The organism is Clostridium sp. UBA4395, assembly GCF_002390995.1.
GTDB classification, from domain to species: domain Bacteria; phylum Bacillota; class Clostridia; order Clostridiales; family Clostridiaceae; genus Clostridium_J; species Clostridium_J sulfidigenes.
In genome coordinates, this window is the sequence record NZ_DGRF01000041.1 from 1 (window position 1) to 20,200 (window position 20,200).

Consider the following 20,200-nt stretch of genomic DNA (forward strand, 5'->3'; position numbering starts at 1 on the left):
TTGACATAGGGACCATTTCAGACCATTTCATATTTTAAAATAGCCTTTTTTCTTAGAGTTAATCGCAAGGGTCGCATGGGTTATAGACTTCAGAATAATTATCACCATTGACTTTATCTTTGTTAAATAGCCCAGAAATCATATCAATGGCCTGAGGCATTGCATCGATTATCTTATCGTATGGATTATACTCAGTCACGGAAAGAAATCTTATGGTATTTTTGTGTACAACTAAGAACCCCACTGGTTTTAAGGAGATTCCAGCACCAGATCCACCAGCAAAGGGATGCCTGTTAGAGGAATCTAAGTTAGTATCTTTAAATTCACTTCCACCTGAGGCAAAACCAAAGGATACCTTTGAAATTGGAATGATTGTGGTACCATCAGGTGCACTTACAGGATTACCGATAACTGTATCTACATCAATCATATTTTTAATATTTTCCATAGTCGACTTCATTAAATTTTCTATTGGATGACCGTCCATCTAAAATTCCTCCTTTAAATTCACTTTATCAAAGGAAGAAGTTTTTCGTACTTTGATAAGGTGATAAAAAATTACAATAACCATGTATATAATTTTTGCTATATTTATAAAAATTATACTAGTACTTTCAAATTTAAAGAAATTTTCATTATATTTAATATTGATAGTAGGAGTAAAATTTTTAAGTTTAAAAAATAGATTTAAAATTGTTGAAATAAATGCTGTAATTTGATATAAAAAGCCGTAAGTAATAGCGTTTATAGCAGCATCTTCTATAGAGTAATCCACTGTAAATTTAGTGCGTATAGTAAATTTAAATTTAGAATGGATAAAGAGTTCTATTATTCCTTTTAAATCTTTAAATTTTAATTTTGAAATTTCTTCTTCATTAGGAGTTTTTACATAATCACTCCATTTGTCTTTCTTTTTAGCCTTAGTTTTTTTACTTTTTGATGGAATTATCACTTTATTATATATTTTTAAGGTAAAAATTTCATTAGCATATATAAGTGTTATTTTTATTGGAATAGGAAATAATAATACCAGTGTAACTATGGCTAAAATCCATAAAAAATATTTCATTATTATACTAAACCTCCATAGTTTTATATCTGCAATTCTATCCAACTATGATTTATATATTCATGGTATATAAAAAAATAAAACTATTTGAGAATAAGTCACAAATTTAAGTTGGGAGTGTAAAAGGATGAAAAGAAGAGTATGTTGTTTTCTATTAATATTTTTATTTACTACAGTGAGTATTCCTATAAAAAACGTAGATGCAGCTCCAATAAGAGTAGATGCAGTATCTGCAATAGCTATAGATTCAGCTACTGGAACTATTTTATTTGATCAAAATGCCCATAAAGTTATACCTATGGCAAGTACAACAAAGATAATAACTGCTTTGGTTACTTTACAGTATGGAGATATAGATAGAGTTGTGGAAATATCTAAAAATGCAGCATCTATAAGAGGCTCTAAAGTAGGATATAAGGCTGGAGATAAGGTAACCATAAGAGAACTTTTATATGGTCTTATGCTTAAGTCAGGTAACGACTGTGCCATTGCTATTGCAGAAGGAACTAGTGGAACTGTAGAAAAGTTCTGTGAAGTCATGAATGAATTTGCAGTATCTATAGGTTTATTAGATAGTCATTTTGAATCACCTCATGGGCTAGATAGTAACTCCCATTATTCTTCAGCCTATGATTTAGCTATAGCAACTAAAAAAGCTAAGGAGATTGAAGAATTTAATAAAATTGTATCTACTAAATTAATCTCGGGGGAAGAAGGAATAGAATTTACAAAACAATTTAATAATATAAACAAACTTTTATATTCAGAGCCTAATTGTACTGGAGTTAAGACTGGATATACAGGACAGGCTGGAAAATGTCTTGTTAGTTCCTTTAAACTAGATAAAAATGAAATAATTGTAGTAACATTAAATTGTGTTCCAAGATGGAAAGAAAGTCAGAGAATTTATGAATATGTAAAAGATAATTATGAATATAAAAAAATTATAGAAGCTGGTGAAGTTATAGGAGATATAAAAGTTAAAGGAAAAGACAAGGGAATACCATTAGTTGCTGAAGAAGATTTAATTTTCCCTGTTAGAAATGAAGAAAAAATAGTCAAAGATATTGTTCTACCTAGTTATGAGTTAACTACACCAATTAGAACTACAGATGATATAGGAATACTTACCATAACCAATGAATTAAACTCTAAATATGCAATAACCCTTCATCTCAAAGAAGATATTGAAAAAATTGGAATATGGGACTACATTAAATACATGATTAATAAAGATGAATAGAATAAATAATATAAACCAAGGTAAAAACCTTGGTTTTTTTCATGGAAATAGTAGCAAATAACTTATTGTGAAATATTCTGATAATATAGTAATTTTGGAGGCACAGGTAATGGGCTATGAACCATATAACTGTATAGATTGTGGAAGCGAATACTGTCCATGTCATTTAGCTGAGTCAGGAAATTGCATTCTTTGTTCTCACTTAGATGGCAAAGACTTTTGTGATTGCGTAAATTGGAATGGAGTGTGTATATATCAGGAATTTATGCAAAACAATTTTAAGGCAAAGGAAGGAAGGAAACATCAAAGATTTCAAATTATAGATAAAGAACTAATAAATGAAAAGCTTATGATATTAAAGATTAAAGTTACTCAAAAACTAGCTAGCGAATTAGTTGGTCCTGGTTCCTTTGTATTTATTAGAAAAGAGGATTGTGAACAAGCCTTTGATACTCCCATTTGTGTTATGGATAGTGATACGGGAAATGATGTTATTACCTTGGCTATTGAATTAAAGGGACTTAAAACAAAGATACTTAAAGATGTAAATATTAATGAATATGTTTTAATTAAAGGTCCTTTTTGGAATGGAATTTTAGGACTTAATTCAGTGAATACAATTAAAAGAAATCATTGTGTTTTAGTATGTAGAGGTATAGGTCAAGCACCTATGGTACCTGTTATGGAGAAGTTATACAATAATGAAAATACAATTACAGTAATTCTTGATGAAGGAACTTTAGATACAATATTTATAGAAAAGGAATTGAAAAAATATGCTACAGAAATAATTAAAACCAATACACTGCTTATGGGTGGAATTCTTGATTGTAAGTGTAGAAAGATTTTAGAAGGAATTTTAACTAAGGGTAATGTTGCTTTAGTTCATTGTGATAGTGCAGATGTGCTTAGTCATCAAATCATGAAAATAGTAGAAGCTTATGATAAGAATATTGAGTTTTCTTGTTCCAATAATGCAAAAATGTGTTGTGGGGAAGGGGTTTGTGGTTGCTGTACAATTATGAATGATGATGAAAAATTGAGAAGACTGTGTAAGATGCAAACCAGTCCTAAATATATATTTGAAGGGAGAAGATTGTATTGAAGATAGTTATAATAGGGGGAGGCTGGTCTGGTTGTGCAGCTGCAATTTCTGCACGTAAAGCCGGAGCTGAAGTTGAAATATTTGAAAAAACAGATTTATTACTAGGACTTGGAAATGTTGGCGGAATTATGAGGAATAATGGGCGGTATACTGCAGCAGAGGAGCTTATAGCTCTAGGAGCTGGAGATTTAATCAACATAACTGATGCTAATACACTCCACAAAAATATAGATTTTCCAGGGCATGAGCATGCATGGCTTTACAATGTAAATAGAATAGAACCAGCGGTAAGAAGACACATTGAAAAAATGGGGATAAAAGTTAGATTTGTAAGCCGTGTAGTAGATGTAAATATGGAAGGGATTAATATAAAGGGAATTTATCTTAGTAATGGTGAATATATAGAAGCAGATGCCTTTGTAGAAACTACTGGTTCTACAGGACCTATGGGAAATTGCTTACGCTATGGAAATGGTTGTTCTATGTGTATTTTAAGATGCCCAGCCTTTGGACCAAGAGTAAGTATTAGTTATAGAGCAGGTATAGAAGATATAAAAGGTGAAAGACAGGAAGATGTATTTGGTGCTTTCAGTGGATCATGCAAGTTGGAGAAGGATAGCTTATCAGAGAAAATAGTAAAACAGTTAGATGAAACAGGAGTAGTAGTATTAAAGGTTCCACCAGAAGATATAAATACGGATAAGTTAAAGCAAAAGGTTTGTCAACAATATGCACTAAAGGAATTTGCGGAAAATATAGTACTTTTAGATACTGGTCATGCTAAGTTAATGACTTCTTATTATCCCTTAGATAAACTTAGAAAAATTGAAGGTCTTGAAGAGGCAAAATTTGTAGATCCATATGCAGGTGGTAAAGGAAACTCCATTAGATATTTATCAGTTGCACCAAGAAGTAATCAGATGAAAGTTGTAGGACTTGATAATTTATTCTGCGCTGGAGAAAAAAGTGGGCTTTTTGTAGGACATACAGAAGCCATAACAACTGGTTCATTAGCAGGACATAATGCTGTTAGAAATGAGCTTGGAATGCCACTTTTAACCCTTCCAAGAAATTTAGCTACTGGAGACATTATAGCTTATGCTAATGAAAAGGTTCAAACTACAGAAGGTAGAAGAAATAGATATACTTTTGCAGGAGCCGAGTACTTTAAGAGAATGAAGGATAATGAACTTTATATTTTAGAGTCAGAAGAAATTCAAAAAAAGGTGAGGAAGTTGGAGTTAGATAATATTTTCAATCAAAAATTAGTATAAAATATATGATATTTATTATATAAATCTATTTAACAGAAACCATCAAGATATGAGATTAAATATATCCTGATGGTTTTATTGATGAACTCTTAATAATTCATTTATATAAAAATTTATGTTTTAAAAATTTTATATCTATATTTTCGCATTTAGCAATAGTGTTTATGGATAAACCTTCATAATTAAGTAGTATTGATTTATCAATCAATAGCTCAGCTGCAAATTGATCAGCTTGCATTTCATATTTACCTTTAACTTGAGTAGTTTTACTTTCTAAAAAAAGTATATTTAAATTACTATGCAATATAGCGTGGCCAAGTTCATGAGCACAAGTAAATAACATATCCATTTCACTTAATCTAATATTTAAGTGAATTATTTTATTTTTTGGAGCATATTGATAAAATCCATGAATAGACCCTAAATCTTCGTACATAACATTTATTCCAAGAGCATCACATAATTCTCGAGGATCATTAGTTTTATATTTTTTTACTAAGTTATTTACTAAATTTGAAATTTCCAAGATTATATTCCCCCCCAAAATATCATTAAATTTTACGAAATAAAGTTTAAAATTATTTTTTATATTTTTTAGGGGTATATTTTATCTTATTCATTTTCTTAGCATACTCAATTCCATTTTGAATAGCAGATTTTAATAATTCCCAGTCTTCATCATTAATAGGATTACCGGAAAGCATAAGTCCTTCTTGATTTTCTAAAGACTCCAAGGTACTGTTAAAAATTTTCTCAATATCTTTTTTATCTTTGGGATTTAATTCTAAATCATCAAAAGTTGATTTTTTAGGTGATGATATATCACTTCTACCAAGTAAGTAGTCTACAGATACGGAAAAAAAATCAGCAATTCTTTGAAGCAATTCATTTTCTGGTATTGCTTTATCATTCTCATATTTAGAAATTGAGCTATTATCTATTAAAAGAATATCTGCTAATGATTTTTGTGTTAATCCATGCTTTTTTCGAAGTTCTTTTAACCTAATACCCAGTGTATTCATATATTTACACCTCCTATTATTATATTATAACCATATTTGAAGTAAAATCAATATAAGTTGAAATAAAATCAAAAAAAATTAATATGGCTTGACAATTTGAATTTAATTCAATAAAATCAAAATATAAATATTGAATTAAATTCAAATATGGGGGTTGCATGAAAAATGAAGTATATTTAGACAAATAACTCAATAATAGTAAATCACGTTATAAGTAGAGTGCGGGCTGAAATATGTCTTTAACAAATGAAATATTATATTGAATTTAAATCAATATAATATTTCAAGAACAAATAATGAAAATTGAATTAAATTCAAGGGGGATCGGTATGAATATGAATAAAAAAATTGAAACTATGCTTTATAACTTTAATCAAACGAAAGCAGAAATTAAAAATATAAAACTAGATATAGAGTTACTAGAAAATGAATATGATGACGGAATTGGTGTAAATTATGTGGAGAAGACAGGAAAAACTAATAAAATTACTTCAACAGTGGAAAACATGATAATAAGAAAAGAGGCTCAAATTAACAGATTAAATTATGCTATAAAAGTTAAAGAAGCTGAAATGAAAAAGATTGAAAATGCTCTAGAAATTCTTACAGATAGAGAAAGAAGTATTATTGAAATGAGATATTTTCAGAAGGAAAGTAATAGAAATATTTCAGCAAAGCTTTATATTACAGAAGAATATGTATCAGCAATAAAGTCAAAAGCTATTAAATCTCTTGCAAATATATTCTTTTTAAATTCTTTATAAATTCCTTTTAAACTCTCTTTATATAATCGGGTTAAAGCGGTGCTAGAATAATATCATCGCAGTGGTGATAAGTTATTAAAAGTTGAGTCTTAAGATAATAAATTAGTTTTAAATTTTAAAATAAGAATAATAAAGTTTAGATTACTAATTTATCACTATGAGTTATGGTTAAAAAGTTTTATTAACAAATAAGAAATGGAGCTAAAGGAAAGGGGTGATAACAATGCGGTGACTTTCATATTAAGATTTATAAATTCTTTGAAATACATTAGGATAATTCAAAAAGAAAGAATTAAAGTAAATAAAAAAATATATTTAAATTTTATTAGCTAAATAGTATCTAGATAAACCATTTCAATTTTAAAAACTAGTAACCAAAGTCTTAAACTGTGACAATGATTTTAATAAATAGCTAATAGATATTGAAAATATATAAATCAGTAGAGGAGGTAGAAATGAATATAGTAGAAAGTATCAAAGAATATATAGGGACCTGTCCTTATCTAGCAAATATTAATGATGGTATTAATATTAATTACTTAGGTGAAAATACAGTATCCTATATGATAGAAGAACTTCCTAGAGAACAAATTTTAAAAAAGTATATTGATGGAACTAGTCTTAGACAATACTGTTTCATGTTTATCAGTAGGGAAGTATGCGGACAAGATGTAGTACAAAATATAGCTAATAGTAAATTCTATGAAAACTTTGCTAAGTGGCTAGAACTTCAATCAGAGCTTAATAATCTACCAGTACTAGATAGTGGGAGAGTGGCACAAAAAATAGAAGCATTAACAAGTGGTTATGTTTTCGAAAAAAATCTAGATAAAGCACAATATAAAATAGAATGTAGATTGGTATATTACCAAGAAGGAGGAAAAAATAATGAGTAGAGAATCAATACAAAGACATCAAATAGCAGATTATATAAATATAGGTGGATCAACAGGTGTAGAAAAATATGAATTAATGGGAGCTGGATTTAATACATTAGATGAAAATCCAGCAGCGCAACTTGATACTAAAGTTTATATTAATGATAAATCATCGTCAACGACAATTAAGTCATACCAAACACAATTCCCATTCACATCAGATTTAATTAAAAGTGAAGGGGCAGTAATGGCATTATACAATGTTGGAAGAAATCATCTTACAGGGGCAGATGCACAATTTGACTATGTTAAAGTTGAACTATTTCAACCAATAGAAGGAAGCGAGAATACTTATAAGGCTAGAAAATTTATAGTAAGTTGTGAAGTTGCTGGATTAGCTGGAGCAGGCGGAGAAACTATTGTGGTATCAGGAAACTTAAATGCAGTAGGAGATTTTATAGAAGGTACATTCAATACTGCAACAAAAACATTTACTGCAATTTAGTAGGAGGAATATTTAATGAATATTAATGGAATTGAGCTAGAATTAGATATATTTGATGCCGATGTTGCAGAAAAATATGATAAAGCAATAAAAAAAGTAATGAATATAGAAGAAGAAACAAAGGGTATGTCAGTTGGAGAAGGGATAAGAACTCAGTGCAAAGCCATCTTTAAAGTTTTTGATGAACTTTTTGGACAAGGTACTCATGAAAGAGTATTTGGAAATAAAGTTAACTTACTTGAATGTTTAAAGGCTTTTGAGGCTCTAATAACAGGCATAAATGAGAAAAATAAAGAAATTGAACTCATTGCTAATAAGTATTCTTCTAATAGAATTCAAAGACGTTCTAAAAAATAATGAATATTTTAATTGATGTTTTACCTCGAAAAGTTGAAATAGATAATAGAGAATATAAGATTAATTATGATTTTCGTACATCTATTTTGTTTGAGATAATGATTCAGGATGATGAGCTTGATGATAAAGAAAAGATATATAATGCTCTTCTTCTATATTATCCAGTAATACCAGATAATTTAGAAGAAGCAATTAAACAAATTCTTTGGTTTTATAGAGGTGGAAAAGATATTAATGAAGGAAGTAGTGGAGTATCTAAGGGCAAGAGTACAAGAGCATATAGTTTTGAATATGACGATGACTATATTTACTCCGCTTTTCTAACCCAATATGACATAGACCTTCAGGATATAGAAGATTTACATTGGTGGAAATTTAAAGCCATGTTTAGAGCTTTAAAGGAAGACAATGAAATAGTTAAGATTATGGGATATAGATCTATGACTATAAATACCAATATGAGCAAAGAACAAAAGGATTTTTATAGTAATATGAAGAGAATTTATGCTATTCCAATGAGTAAATCTAAAAAACAAAAGGTAACAGAAATTGAAAATGCTCTTATGGAAAATGGAGACTTAAGGGGAATACTTTGATTTTAGTATTCTAACTATAAAAACTAATAAAAAGTGCTTATAAAACTAGGCACTTTTTATTAGTAAAGGTAGGTGATTTGCATAGTAAAAGTAAAATGTCCATTTTGTAATAAATTATTAATTAAAGCTGATTACATCAAAGGAGAAATAAAATGTAGTAGATGTAAGAGGGTAATAAATATAGAAATAAAAAAGCCAGAGCTTAGAGCCACACCATAGAGTAGTGAGCCATAGCCTGCTTTATAAAAGGCAGGTGATATTATGTCAAATACAAGTATAAATGAAGAGATAAATTTAACATTAAAAAGTATATTAGAAAATTTAGAATCACAAGGTGAAGAAACTAAAGAGAAAAGTAAGAAAACTATGTCAGAGATGGCTATGAATATTGGCAAATCATGTGTAACAGCATTTAAGAATATTGGATCTTTTGGAATAAATGCTGGAAAACAGTTTGCAGAAGGAGTATCTAAAATTGCTACATTTAGTGAAGAGGCAGGGGGAAAAATAGAAGAACTAAATGCAAAAGCAGCAACTATGGAAGATAGTTTAGGTCGTGAAGTTACTATATTCCAAAGCTCACTTATGAGCCTTAAAAAAGATATGAGTGATAGCCTAGATGCCCCATTAAAAGAAATAACAGCTTCAGCAACAGATATGATAGGACAGCTATCTTCAGCATTCCAAGAAGGTGGATTTGAAGGACTTGCAGGTAGTATTGGAGATGTATTTACGAATATGTTATCAAATATATCAGAAAATTTACCTAAGTTTGTTGATATAGGAGTTTCTATTATAGAATCTTTGATAGAAGGAATAAAGAGTAATTTGCCTAGCATTCTTGAATCGGCTGGTAAAATTATTGTAAGTCTTATTGAAGGATTAGTTGAATTATTACCTGACTTATTGGATTTACTACTAAACTTAATCTTAGAGTTAGGAAAGGCAATATTAGAAATGATACCTACAATAATACCTTTAATAATTGAAGTAGTGGCTTCACTATTTGCTACATTAATGGAGTTTATAGGTGAAGGAATTTTATCTATTATGGAATGGTTAGGTGAACAAATATCATCATTAGGAGAAACTGTGGGCAGCTGGTTTTTGGAATTATGGGGAATAATTAAAGAAGTATTTGCAAATGGATGGCAAGCTATAGTAGATTTCTTTACTGAAGTTATTCCAATGTGGATACAATCTATAATTGATTGGTTTAGTCAATTACCAGAAATGCTAGGATTTATTTTAGGATATGTACTTGCTACTATTGTAGAGTGGGGACTTGGTATATTAGAGTATTTTACAGAGAATGTTCCAATATGGATAAATACTATAGTTACATTTTTCTCAGAGTTACCCAGAAAAATATGGGATTGGCTAGTTAATACCTATAACAATATAGCTGATTGGGGAACGCAAACATATAACAGTATGGTTGACACAGTTAATAATACTATAAATGCAGTTATAAAATGGTTTTCTACATTGCCAAGTAGAATAGGTGAATGGCTAAGCAATACAATAGATAGAGTTATAGAGTTTGGTATAAATTTAGGAAGTAAAGCCGCTGAAGCAGGATCAGATATGGTTAAAAATATTATTGATGAAGTTAAAGGCTTACCTTCACAGTTTCTTGATATAGGAATAAACGCTGTAAAGGGTATATGGGAAGGTATTACAAGTATGGGTAGTTGGATAGGTGAAAGAGTAAGTGGATTCTTCAAGGGAATAGTTGGAGGAGCCAGAGCAGCATTAGATATTAATTCACCTAGTAGGGTTTTCAGAGATCAAGTAGGTAAATATATGGCACAAGGTGTAGGCGTAGGATTTACTGATGAAACAGACAATATAAAAAAATCTATGGAAAAAGATTTATCTGACTTAGTATACGGAATGCAAATGGCAGTAGATTATAATGTATCAAGTACTACAGGAGGTATAATTGCTAGAAATAATCAAGGTACAAGTACTATAAGCTCTAATCTAAATAATGATGATATTCAAGAAGATAGTACATTTATAGTTCCAGTATATATGGATAGCGAGAAAATATCCGAGTATACTTATAAAAAAGTTGATGGTAAATTTGCTTTAGCTGGAAAGAGGGTGAGATAGTGTTTATAAATAATATTAATATAAGTAACTTTAAAGCAAAATTGTTAGATAGAAATATAGGAACAACCGAAATTGATATTATAAACAATTGGAGTGCTAACTCACTTAATCCATATATATCTAATAAGTTTAGATATAAATATAAGGTACTTAAATTTACTTTAGATATAATATGCAGTAATGATGATGAGATAGAGATGATGAAGAGTATTCTTATTAAGCAATTAGCCATATCAACAATAAAATTTCATGATATAGACATTTATTATAGGGGTTTTATAAGTGATACTCCATCATCAAAGCATATAGTAGAAGGAAATGAAATTCTAGAAGTGACTATGCTTGTTGTAGCTGAGAAAGAAGAGAAAATTGAAATCATGAACAGAATTAATAATAAAACTATAAATGTAGATGGTGATATAGAAATACCGGCTATAGTTGAAATAATACCTTCTATATCTATTGCAGATATAGTAATCAATGGATTAAGTGATAATCCTATTATTATTAAAAACTTAATAGGGGGTAAAAGGGTAACAATAGGAGAAGATACTGTAACAGTTGATGGAATTAATAAGTTTAGTGATTGCGATATGTGGGAATTTCCTACACTTAAACCAGGAATTAATACAATTACTGTTAGCAGAAATAATGTAGATATAAATATTAAATATAAACCTAGATATATCTAGATGAAAAGATGATCAATATGTTAAAAGCAACTAAGAAGTTAGCATTCACAAAAAATAATGAGATAGAAGATCTATAATTTGCTTACGTGATTGAATTTTATAAAAATTTATATTTTGGTAAAAAAATTGATTTTAGGAGGTACTTTATAATGATTATAAAATTAAACAATAACCGAATAGTAAATGATGCTCCAGTTTTAGGAGCAATATCACAAAAAAAATTACCTATAAAAGTTTCCTATGTTTTAGCTAAGAATATAGCAAAAATAGAAGATGAACTTAAGTTATACAATAAAGAAAAGCAAAAACTTATTGATATGTATAGTATTAAAGACGAAGAGGGAAAACCTTTAATAGAAGATAATAATATAAGGATTGCAGAGGAATTTATAATGGACTGGAATCGAGATATTAAAGATCTATTAGATATAGAGAATGAAATAGATATCCATAAATTCCATATAGATGAACTTGTAAACTCTAATTGTGTTATGAGTCCAATGGAGTTAATGCTTATAGATTATATGATAGAGGAGTAATCCCCAAAACTCTCGATACAGAGAAAGGAGATTAATAATGTTACAATTATATGACTTAGACAAAGTTAAAATAAGTAATTTAACTTTATATAAAGACCTTAAAATACAAAGTGTTCTTAGCACTGGAGATAAGACACTTTCTTTTTCATATCCTTCTAGGTCATCCGATGAGATTAAAGAAGAAGGCTATATAAGAACTAAAACCCATGAGTTTGTAATAAAAGAAATTTCAACTAATGGAGAGTGGAAATCTATTCAAGCAGTTCTTAATGTAGAAGACTTAGAGGGCAAGACTTGGGAACACTTTGATACTTCTGATCAAACTATAGCTGAATGTTTGACACTTGCATTAGCTGGAACAGGTTGGATAATAGGATGTTGCAATGAGACTAAAAGGAGAACCATAAGTAAAACTAATTGTAGTACATGGGATATAATCCAAGATATTAAGAAAACCTATTTTGTAGAAATGGAGTTTGATACACTTAATAAAAGGATAAATATAGCCCAAAAGCTTGGAAATGACAAGGGAGTCTATTTTATAGACTCTCTAAATTTAAGAGATTTAGATGTAAAAAGTAATTCTTATGATTTTTGTACAAGACTTATTGCAATAGGAGAAAACGACTTAAAAGTTACAGTAGAAAATTATCAATATTCTTCAAAAAAGAAAACTATTATATGGAAGGCTGAAAAATATACAGATGAAAATTCACTTAGAGAAGATGCTATTGCAAAGTTAGAAGAGTTAAGTAAACCTTATAAAAGTTATGGAGCTGATATAGTAGATCTCGCAAGCATTAATGATAAGTATAGTATTTTATCATATGGTCTTGGAGACATAATTACTCTTATATCTAAAGAAGAAGGTATTAAAGAAAAGCAAAGAATAGTTAAAATGGTAGAATATCCAGATGAACCTGATAAAAATACATGTGAGATAGCAAACACTATATTGACATTTGAGGATATGCAAAAGGAATATGAAGATACTTCTAAAACTGTAAACAATATTACTAGCAGTAACGGAACTATATCTGAAGGAGCTATAAAGGGTACAGTAGAAAAAATTACTATTAATAAGGCGGACATACAGAGCCTTAATGCAGTTGAAATTAGAGTTGGTGATCTTGAGGCTACAAGTGCTACAATAACACAACTAGATGCAGCTAATGCTAATATAGTAAAGTTGCAGGCTGATAAAGCAGATATAACAGAACTTAATGCTGGTGTAGGAAGAATAGAGATATTAGAAAGTAGCGTAGGAGATATACAAACTCTTGTAAATGGAAACCTTACATCTAACAATATCCAGTCTTTAATCCTTACCTCCGATAAAGTCACTGTAGACAATGGCTTCATCAAAAACGCCATGATTGAGAATCTAGATGTTAGTAAAATTAATTCCGGAGATATATCTACTAATAAGTTCAAGATAAAATCTGATAATGGTGGAATTGAAATAACAGGTGCTACCCAACAATTTAAGGATAAGAATAATAGAGTTAGAATACAAATGGGACAGGATATCAAAGGTGATTTTAATTTTATTTTAAGAGGAGAAGATGGAACTACCACTCTTATAGACCACACAGGAATTAAGGAAAATGCTATAGGTGATGACCTCATAAAAGGTAATATGATTTCTGAGAATTCTGTAGGTGGTAAGCAGATAGATTATAATAGTTTCATAGAAGAATTTAATAAAGATACTAATACCCATACTTTAAAGTCTTCAAAGGTACTGTTAGATAAAAATAATCAAACATTGGATATAGCCTTTAATACACTTAGTACTACTGTTGATGAAATTGAGGTAGGTGGTAGGAACTTATTGATTAAAAGTAGATTAGATTATATACCAAGTAGTTCAAGTGGTACCGGCTCTATATCTGAAATAGTTGAAGACACTATTCATGGTAAAGTGTTGCATACTAATAAACAGTATGTATATGGTTCTGAATTATATTTACCAAAAGGATTGCTAAAAGTAGGAGACAAGGTTACGTTATCTATATTAATAAAAGCTAAAGCTAATAGTGATTTTACTTGTCAATTATATAATACTGCTACTATATCTAATACATTTACATTTAATGCTACAACAGAATGGCAATGGTTATCGTTTACTCAAACTGTTGTAGGTGATCCAAACTTGGATAGTAGACTTTATTTATATTTCAAACCGACAGATGAATATTGGATAAAAAATATAAAAGTTGAACTAGGGAATAAACCTACCGACTGGACACCAGCTCCAGAAGATATAGATGCATCCATTCAAGGTGTAAAAACTATTACAGAAAGTAATACAACAGCTCTAAACATTCAACAAGGTAAAATAAGTGCATTAATAAGTAACACTACAATAGTTAAGGATGGAGTAATTACGCAGTTAAAGGATGCTTATAATTCTACAGTAACAACAGTAGAATCTATAAGTAGCACAATTAGTAGTCATACTAGTACTATAAATAACTTAACTGGTCAAGTATCAGGAGTGGAAAATAAAACTAATGATACAATAAGAGATTTAGATAAAACTAAATCAACGGTTAGTGCTCACTCTACAAGTATAAGTGGGCTTAATGAAATGGTAACAACTCAAGCATCTACTATTGAACAAATGAAAGATTCTATAGCTTTAAAAGTTGAAACGACACAAGTTAATAATATTGTTAATGGTGCTATAGATAAGATTGAAGTTGGTGGAAGGAATTTAGTATTTAATAGTGATTTTAAAAACACTTATAAAAGTAGTAGTATAACGGATAAACATGACAACTTATATGCTACTGAGTGGAGTGGATATAATGGTGGAGTGCCTAATCCTACTACATCATACCATGCACATATAGACATCATTACTTTTAATTATCCTGTTATCGAGTTTAATGAAAGTGATGGTAATGGACAATGGAAATGTATATCTCAAAATATTGAGAGGACTCTTTCTGATTTTAGTGAATTAGTTGTATCTATGGATGTGTTTTCTACAGGAATAGGAACAAAACTATTTGGAGGTATACATCATTATTTAATTGGTGGGACTTCCTTAGGTTTTCATTCTGGTCAATACACTTTAAACAATTTTCCAGTAAATAAGTGGGTTAGAGTATATGCTAAAGTACCTTTACTGGATACTATAGATTTTACAAGGGAAAGAAGTTTTTATATTTATGGGTATGGTTTTCAAACAGACTCAATAGTGTATATTAAAAATGTAAAGTTAGAAAAAGGTAATAAACCTACAGATTGGTCTCCAGCACCAGAAGATGTAGAAAATAAGATAACTACAGTATCTAAAAAAGCCGCTAGTATAGAACTTGACCTGGGTAAGGTTACTACTAGGGTTGAGGGTGTAGAACAAACAACCGAAACCGTAGATGGTAAAGTAACATTACTTACTAACAGGGTATCTAATGCAGAACAAAAGATTACTGATACCGCAATTGTATCTACGGTTAGAAGTTCTACTTATTATAAAAATGATTTAGGAGCAAAAGTTTCTTCCAATGAAATTATTTCTTGTATTAACCAAACTGCCGAATCTATAAAAATAAGTGCTAGTAAAATAAATCTTACTGGATATGTTACCATGACGAACCTAAGTACAGCTGGTCAAACGACTATCGATGGTGGGAATATTAAAACAAATACAATATCTTTAGAGCGTTTAAAATCTGCGACAAATAACCCTATTATAAGATTATTTGGAAAATGTAGTTTAGATGCAACTGCTAAAGATGAGTTGGGAGTAGGTTCCGCAGTAAGACTTAAGTGGGACGCATCTAACTACTTATATATATCTTCTAACAAAACAGATATATATCAAGGTGGAATTTCTAAGTATACATTCAACCCAGCAGGACTCACTGTTACAGATGCTGATGTTATTATAAATAGTGGATTCCTTGTAATCGGAGGTAAAAAGAATAGGGGTTGGGGATTTTCAAGTGGTAATAATTACTGGTTTGGTTTAAGTGGTGATGATGTATATGTCAGAATGTATAACGACGCAGTTAATATTTTAAATGGAGTATCTTATCTAGGATCTCCAAGTGGTCGATTCATAAAGCTTTATTCTACACAAGCGGCAGACGTAAGTTCAGACAGAAGGAAAAAGAATAATATTCTAGCTTATGATGAAAAAATAGAAACATTTTATGAAAATTTAAAACCAATAAGTTATGAATTGATTAACGGACACAGTGGAAGAAAACATTATGGATTTATCGCACAAGATGTAGAAGATGCCATGGATGTAGCTGGTCTTGATTATAAAGATATGGCATTATTGCAAAAAGCTCCCATGGATGCAGAAGGTAATGAAATAGACCCTACTTCCATAGTAGATTACTCTACAGATGAAAGAATAGTAGATTATGAATATTCTTTAGCTTATACGGAAATGATTTCTATAAATACTCATATGATTCAAAAACTACGAGCAGAAATTACTCAATTAAAAAATGAAATTAATGAAATTAAGGGATTAGGTTAAAGCCTGGTCTCTTTTATTTTGTAAAAAAGGAAGGTGTAATATGGATAAAATTTTAAACTACATTAAAGTAATAGTAATGGCATTAGGAACAGGCATAACATGGCTATTAGGAACATGGGATACTGCATTGGTAGTATTGATACTCTTTATGGTTTTAGACTATGGTACAGGATTGTTAAGAGCATGGATTAACAAGGAAGTATCTAGTGATGTTGGGTTAATGGGGATAGCTAGAAAGGCAGTTATATTTATAGTTCTCATAGTTGCTGTAATGCTAGATAGATTACTTAATACAGGCACTTGGGTTTTTCGTACTCTTGTATGTTATTTCTACATTGCCAATGAGGGGATTAGTTTACTAGAGAATTGTGCAGGGCTCGGATTACCTATACCAGAAAAAATAAAGGATGCACTAGCACAGCTTAAGGATGGAGAAAAGAAAGAATTAAATAATTAGTTTACAGAATAGAAGCAATCTCACTCTTTTATATTTAAGGAGGAATAGATTATGAAATTAAGAGGTATAGACGTATCACATCACCAAGGGACTATTGATTGGGATAAGGTTAAAAGTCAGATAGATTATGCAATCTTGAGTGTAGGATATGGTGATAACATAACAAGCCAGGATGACAAGCAATTCCATAGAAATGCTAAAGAATGTACTAGACTTGGGATACCCTTTGGAGTTTATATTTATTCTTATGCAATCTCAATATCACAAGCCAAAAGTGAAGAGGATCATGTATTAAGATTATTAAAAGGGTATAAATTAGATTATCCAGTTTATTATGATCTAGAAGATGCAGGAACTACAGGAAAGTGCTCTAACAAACTTATTGCAGATATGGCGGAGGTATTTTGCAATGCTATAGAAAAGGCTGGTTATTGGGCAGGTATTTATGCAAATACATCATGGTTCACTAACAAATTAACAGATGCTAGATTTAATAAGTGGGTTAAGTGGGTGGCACAATACAATTCAGTATGTACTTATAAAGGTAAACATGATATGTGGCAATATGCTAGTGATGGAAGAGTAAATGGTATTAGTGGAAATGTAGATATGAACTATTGCTATGTTGATTATCCTGGATTAATTAATCCTAAAAATAACATAGCTAAGCCTTCTAAACCAAAACCTAGTACAGATAGCAAAGAGAAAAAGAAAATGGATTATATTATACAATATTCAAATGCAACAGACCAGGCTATAGCTGAGGTAATGGCAGATAGGCTTAACTGTCCAACTATAAACTGTTTAAGACCATATGCACATTATGGACAATATAAAACAGTTATTGCAGTAGGGGATGCTAAGAATAAGAGTGGTTATACTAATGTACTTATCCAGGGGAAAGATAGGGAAGAAACATTGGATAAGGCTATAAATTATTGTAAGAAGTTAGGTAAATAATATTTAAGGCTAGTAAGGAGTAAAATATTTATTAGTCTTTTTATAAACACATAATTGAAAAGGGAACAAATGTTTGATAAAATGTATTTATAGGGGGGTATAAAATGTTGACTAAAAAGCAAAGGATAGTTCTTAATGCCATAAATGAATATGTACAGAGGGAGAGTATTTCACCAACAGTTAGAGAGTTATGTGATATTGTAGGTATAACATCTACATCTACAGTTCATGCACATTTAAACAAGCTTGAAGAAAAGGGATATATAACAAGAAAAAGAGAATCTCCAAGGAGTATAAGAGTAGTAAAAGAATACAACATATAGAGTTTTAATGGGATTGTATTTTATATGAGTAAAGATTAGGTTAATTATACTGAGACCTAGTCTTTTAAATATGAAATATAGATGTTAAGTTTATTAGAAATGCTTTTATACTCTCATTATTAGGATTGATACTAATTTCATACTTATGAATAGAAGAATAGCCTATGCCTGTATATTCAAGGTCTAGAAGGAGCAAAATTTTTAAATTTATATGTAGCTGTTAAAGAAACTCTATTAGATATTTATAAGTAGCACAAAGAAGTGATCAAATGAATTTTAACAGACTTTATAATTTATATAGTTGTTTTATTCATGCGGGTTTGGAGGAATTAAGATTATAGGTGATGTGAGTAAAGGGGGTATATAAAGGTGCAATTTGAAAGATTTTAACAAATATGATATAATAGTAAAGAATGAAATATGTAAGAAAGGTTAAAGAGGTAAGAACAGCAAACAATTTTAATAGATACAAGGAATTAATAGGAAAATTAGACAATTTAGAAGTAAGAATATGGTATAATAAACGTGATAAAAATATTATTAATGAAATAGATAAATCATTATCAATAAAAGAACAAGCAAAGCAAGCTCACTTTTTAAGAAATAAGTATAGAGCACAAGCTAGAAAGCTAATGGCAGATAGAATGTTGGCAGAAAAATTAAGTATTAATAATACTAATCTACCTTTTGAGTATTATGAAAATAAATATTTAAATCAAGGATATAATGATAATGAACTCTATGAAAAGATAATAGCAGCATCTACAAGAACAAATAAAATGGTAAACGTAGCATTAGGAATTGCTTAGTGATTCTAAAAGTGCTACTATCATATTTTCAAGATGAATTTTTAAATTAGCCAAATTAAAAATGTTTAAATTATAAAATATATTTATATAATTTACCAAAAGTGAAATTAAGGGCAGTAGACTGAAGAAAGCCTTACTAGCCTTATTTTTATTTCATTTAAATTGAGTATAAAATTGTTTATGGAAATAATAGAAAATTTAGAAAAAAATGTTGACCAAGCGGTGGGAGTTAGGTACCATAATATTGTAATAATAATTTTAAATGGAAGGTTACAAAATGGAGCAACAATATTTATATACTGATAGGCTTTTACTGCGTAAGTTTACAATAGATGACCATGAGGATTTATATGAATATTTATCTAATTCCAAAGTTGTAAAATATGAACCTTATGATACATATACATAATATATATTTGTAAATAATGTATTATTTTCATGTTGACATTGATATATATAGCTTATAGAGAGAATATAGGAGATGAAAAAATGAAAAAAGTATTGTTGATTATAATGTGTTTAGGTATTGCCGTTACTTCCATGGTAGGATGCAATAAGTCTATTAAAAACTCTAACAAAGATGAAAGTAATGGAACTCAAATTGAGGAGTCAGTAGAAGATAATAATGTAAACATAGATATAAGAGATACTGCGATACAAGTTCAAAGTTCACAAGTAGAAAGTGGAGAGTTAAAAGGAGAAAAAGTATTTGCAGTAGGAGTTGTATCTTCAATAGATTCTTTAGGAGAGAATTTGGACAAAACTAATTTTATAATTACACAAAATGAAGGAGAAGAGGCCAAGTCTTATGTAGTTACATGGGAATTAGGAAAACTTAATTTTAAAAGTTTAAAAATATCAGACGGAGATGTAGTTAGGATTTATGGGGTATTAGAAGGGAAAAATGAAAAAGGTATGCCAATAATTAAATCTTCTCTCATAGATTTGGCAATGTAGTGTATGAAAAAGGGGGCGTCGCAAAATA

General features: G+C 29.7%; 22 protein-coding genes. 18 read left to right on the forward strand and 4 right to left on the reverse strand.

What is annotated here, in order from left to right; translation table 11 throughout:
* Positions 1–58: 58 nt before the first annotated feature.
* Together ytfJ and B2694_RS06790 are read right to left on the reverse strand one after the other, a co-directional pair.
* Positions 59–487: a GerW family sporulation protein gene (ytfJ, locus tag B2694_RS06785; RefSeq protein ID WP_346870788.1), complete on the reverse strand. Its 429-nt coding sequence runs from the start codon at positions 485–487 to the stop codon at positions 59–61.
* Complete coding sequence (locus B2694_RS06790; RefSeq protein ID WP_346885095.1) at positions 488–1,069, reverse strand: DUF2953 domain-containing protein; 582 nt, start codon at positions 1,067–1,069, stop codon at positions 488–490.
* Between the two features lie 127 nt (positions 1,070–1,196).
* Between B2694_RS06790 and B2694_RS06795 the strand changes: the two genes are divergently transcribed.
* The 3 genes from B2694_RS06795 to B2694_RS06805 all read left to right on the forward strand — a co-directional run bounded on the left by B2694_RS06795 (position 1,197) and on the right by B2694_RS06805 (position 4,691).
* Positions 1,197–2,312 (forward strand): D-alanyl-D-alanine carboxypeptidase family protein, encoded by a 1,116-nt coding sequence (locus B2694_RS06795; protein WP_346885096.1) that lies wholly within the window; start codon positions 1,197–1,199, stop codon positions 2,310–2,312.
* A gap of 67 nt (positions 2,313–2,379) precedes the next feature.
* A complete protein-coding gene (locus B2694_RS06800) occupies positions 2,380–3,417 on the forward strand; it encodes a sulfide/dihydroorotate dehydrogenase-like FAD/NAD-binding protein (protein WP_346885097.1) in 1,038 nt (345 codons plus the stop codon).
* A complete protein-coding gene (locus B2694_RS06805) occupies positions 3,414–4,691 on the forward strand; it encodes an FAD-dependent oxidoreductase (protein ID WP_346877416.1) in 1,278 nt (425 codons plus the stop codon). Before B2694_RS06800 ends, B2694_RS06805 begins: the two co-directional genes overlap by 4 nt.
* A 97-nt stretch (positions 4,692–4,788) precedes the next feature.
* Here B2694_RS06805 and B2694_RS06810 read toward each other — a convergent pair whose 3' ends face one another.
* Complete coding sequence (locus tag B2694_RS06810; RefSeq protein WP_346885098.1) at positions 4,789–5,217, reverse strand: ImmA/IrrE family metallo-endopeptidase; 429 nt, start codon at positions 5,215–5,217, stop codon at positions 4,789–4,791.
* A 52-nt stretch (positions 5,218–5,269) separates the two neighbouring features.
* Positions 5,270–5,713 carry a helix-turn-helix domain-containing protein gene (locus B2694_RS06815; RefSeq protein WP_346847974.1) on the reverse strand — a complete coding sequence of 148 codons (444 nt, stop codon included), beginning with the start codon at positions 5,711–5,713 and terminating at the stop codon, positions 5,270–5,272.
* Positions 5,714–6,042: 329 nt separating this feature from the next.
* Here B2694_RS06815 and B2694_RS06820 point away from each other — a divergent pair, with 329 nt between their 5' ends.
* The 15 genes from B2694_RS06820 to B2694_RS06890 all read left to right on the forward strand — a co-directional run bounded on the left by B2694_RS06820 (position 6,043) and on the right by B2694_RS06890 (position 20,172).
* Positions 6,043–6,477, forward strand: a complete 435-nt coding sequence (locus B2694_RS06820) for a sigma factor-like helix-turn-helix DNA-binding protein (protein WP_346885099.1) — start codon at positions 6,043–6,045, stop codon at positions 6,475–6,477.
* A 455-nt stretch (positions 6,478–6,932) separates the two neighbouring features.
* Positions 6,933–7,373 (forward strand): chloramphenicol resistance protein, encoded by a 441-nt coding sequence (locus B2694_RS06825; RefSeq protein ID WP_346885100.1) that lies wholly within the window; start codon positions 6,933–6,935, stop codon positions 7,371–7,373.
* Positions 7,366–7,860 carry a hypothetical protein gene (locus B2694_RS06830; RefSeq protein WP_346847977.1) on the forward strand — a complete coding sequence of 165 codons (495 nt, stop codon included), beginning with the start codon at positions 7,366–7,368 and terminating at the stop codon, positions 7,858–7,860. The genes B2694_RS06825 and B2694_RS06830 overlap by 8 nt, the downstream gene beginning before the upstream one ends.
* A gap of 15 nt (positions 7,861–7,875) precedes the next feature.
* Entirely contained in the window at positions 7,876–8,217 is a 342-nt protein-coding gene (locus tag B2694_RS06835) for a DUF6673 family protein (RefSeq protein ID WP_346885101.1), read from the forward strand.
* The gene (locus B2694_RS06840) at positions 8,217–8,813 is read left to right on the forward strand and encodes a bacteriophage Gp15 family protein (RefSeq protein WP_346885102.1); all 597 of its coding nucleotides are present in this window, start codon (positions 8,217–8,219) and stop codon (positions 8,811–8,813) included. Before B2694_RS06835 ends, B2694_RS06840 begins: the two co-directional genes overlap by 1 nt.
* 261 nt (positions 8,814–9,074) lie before the next feature.
* Entirely contained in the window at positions 9,075–10,931 is a 1,857-nt protein-coding gene (locus B2694_RS06845) for a hypothetical protein (RefSeq protein WP_346885103.1), read from the forward strand.
* Positions 10,931–11,623, forward strand: a complete 693-nt coding sequence (locus tag B2694_RS06850; protein WP_346885104.1) for a phage distal tail protein — start codon at positions 10,931–10,933, stop codon at positions 11,621–11,623. The genes B2694_RS06845 and B2694_RS06850 overlap by 1 nt, the downstream gene beginning before the upstream one ends.
* A 149-nt stretch (positions 11,624–11,772) precedes the next feature.
* A complete protein-coding gene (locus tag B2694_RS06855) occupies positions 11,773–12,162 on the forward strand; it encodes a DUF1617 family protein (protein WP_346885105.1) in 390 nt (129 codons plus the stop codon).
* 37 nt (positions 12,163–12,199) lie between these two features.
* On the forward strand, positions 12,200–16,666 hold the full coding sequence (locus B2694_RS06860) for a phage tail spike protein (RefSeq protein WP_346885106.1): 4,467 nt from the start codon (positions 12,200–12,202) through the stop codon (positions 16,664–16,666).
* A gap of 40 nt (positions 16,667–16,706) precedes the next feature.
* Positions 16,707–17,123, forward strand: coding sequence for a phage holin family protein (locus B2694_RS06865; protein ID WP_346878756.1), 417 nt, complete (start codon positions 16,707–16,709; stop codon positions 17,121–17,123).
* A gap of 51 nt (positions 17,124–17,174) precedes the next feature.
* Positions 17,175–18,083, forward strand: a complete 909-nt coding sequence (locus B2694_RS06870; RefSeq protein WP_346885107.1) for a glycoside hydrolase family 25 protein — start codon at positions 17,175–17,177, stop codon at positions 18,081–18,083.
* A gap of 104 nt (positions 18,084–18,187) precedes the next feature.
* Complete coding sequence (locus B2694_RS06875) at positions 18,188–18,406, forward strand: LexA family protein (RefSeq protein WP_346847990.1); 219 nt, start codon at positions 18,188–18,190, stop codon at positions 18,404–18,406.
* Positions 18,407–18,819: 413 nt separating this feature from the next.
* A complete protein-coding gene (locus B2694_RS06880; protein WP_035129410.1) occupies positions 18,820–19,215 on the forward strand; it encodes a hypothetical protein in 396 nt (131 codons plus the stop codon).
* Between the two features lie 262 nt (positions 19,216–19,477).
* A complete protein-coding gene (locus tag B2694_RS06885) occupies positions 19,478–19,624 on the forward strand; it encodes a GNAT family N-acetyltransferase (protein ID WP_346885108.1) in 147 nt (48 codons plus the stop codon).
* An 80-nt stretch (positions 19,625–19,704) separates the two neighbouring features.
* Positions 19,705–20,172 (forward strand): hypothetical protein, encoded by a 468-nt coding sequence (locus tag B2694_RS06890; protein WP_346885109.1) that lies wholly within the window; start codon positions 19,705–19,707, stop codon positions 20,170–20,172.
* The last annotated feature ends 28 nt before the right edge of the window (positions 20,173–20,200 follow it).

What these genes read in the sequence shown, in the direction of transcription:
- ytfJ (WP_346870788.1), bottom strand. Translation starts at nt 487, where the DNA reads ATGGACGGTCATCCAATAGAAAATTTAATGAAGTCGACTATGGAAAAT.
- B2694_RS06790 (WP_346885095.1), bottom strand. Translation starts at nt 1,069, where the DNA reads ATGAAATATTTTTTATGGATTTTAGCCATAGTTACACTGGTATTATTA.
- B2694_RS06795 (WP_346885096.1), top strand. Translation starts at nt 1,197, where the DNA reads ATGAAAAGAAGAGTATGTTGTTTTCTATTAATATTTTTATTTACTACA.
- B2694_RS06815 (WP_346847974.1), bottom strand. Translation starts at nt 5,713, where the DNA reads ATGAATACACTGGGTATTAGGTTAAAAGAACTTCGAAAAAAGCATGGA.
- B2694_RS06820 (WP_346885099.1), top strand. Translation starts at nt 6,043, where the DNA reads ATGAATATGAATAAAAAAATTGAAACTATGCTTTATAACTTTAATCAA.
- B2694_RS06825 (WP_346885100.1), top strand. Translation starts at nt 6,933, where the DNA reads ATGAATATAGTAGAAAGTATCAAAGAATATATAGGGACCTGTCCTTAT.
- B2694_RS06830 (WP_346847977.1), top strand. Translation starts at nt 7,366, where the DNA reads ATGAGTAGAGAATCAATACAAAGACATCAAATAGCAGATTATATAAAT.
- B2694_RS06835 (WP_346885101.1), top strand. Translation starts at nt 7,876, where the DNA reads ATGAATATTAATGGAATTGAGCTAGAATTAGATATATTTGATGCCGAT.
- B2694_RS06840 (WP_346885102.1), top strand. Translation starts at nt 8,217, where the DNA reads ATGAATATTTTAATTGATGTTTTACCTCGAAAAGTTGAAATAGATAAT.
- B2694_RS06845 (WP_346885103.1), top strand. Translation starts at nt 9,075, where the DNA reads ATGTCAAATACAAGTATAAATGAAGAGATAAATTTAACATTAAAAAGT.
- B2694_RS06855 (WP_346885105.1), top strand. Translation starts at nt 11,773, where the DNA reads ATGATTATAAAATTAAACAATAACCGAATAGTAAATGATGCTCCAGTT.
- B2694_RS06860 (WP_346885106.1), top strand. Translation starts at nt 12,200, where the DNA reads ATGTTACAATTATATGACTTAGACAAAGTTAAAATAAGTAATTTAACT.
- B2694_RS06865 (WP_346878756.1), top strand. Translation starts at nt 16,707, where the DNA reads ATGGATAAAATTTTAAACTACATTAAAGTAATAGTAATGGCATTAGGA.
- B2694_RS06870 (WP_346885107.1), top strand. Translation starts at nt 17,175, where the DNA reads ATGAAATTAAGAGGTATAGACGTATCACATCACCAAGGGACTATTGAT.
- B2694_RS06875 (WP_346847990.1), top strand. Translation starts at nt 18,188, where the DNA reads ATGTTGACTAAAAAGCAAAGGATAGTTCTTAATGCCATAAATGAATAT.
- B2694_RS06880 (WP_035129410.1), top strand. Translation starts at nt 18,820, where the DNA reads ATGAAATATGTAAGAAAGGTTAAAGAGGTAAGAACAGCAAACAATTTT.
- B2694_RS06885 (WP_346885108.1), top strand. Translation starts at nt 19,478, where the DNA reads ATGGAAGGTTACAAAATGGAGCAACAATATTTATATACTGATAGGCTT.
- B2694_RS06890 (WP_346885109.1), top strand. Translation starts at nt 19,705, where the DNA reads ATGAAAAAAGTATTGTTGATTATAATGTGTTTAGGTATTGCCGTTACT.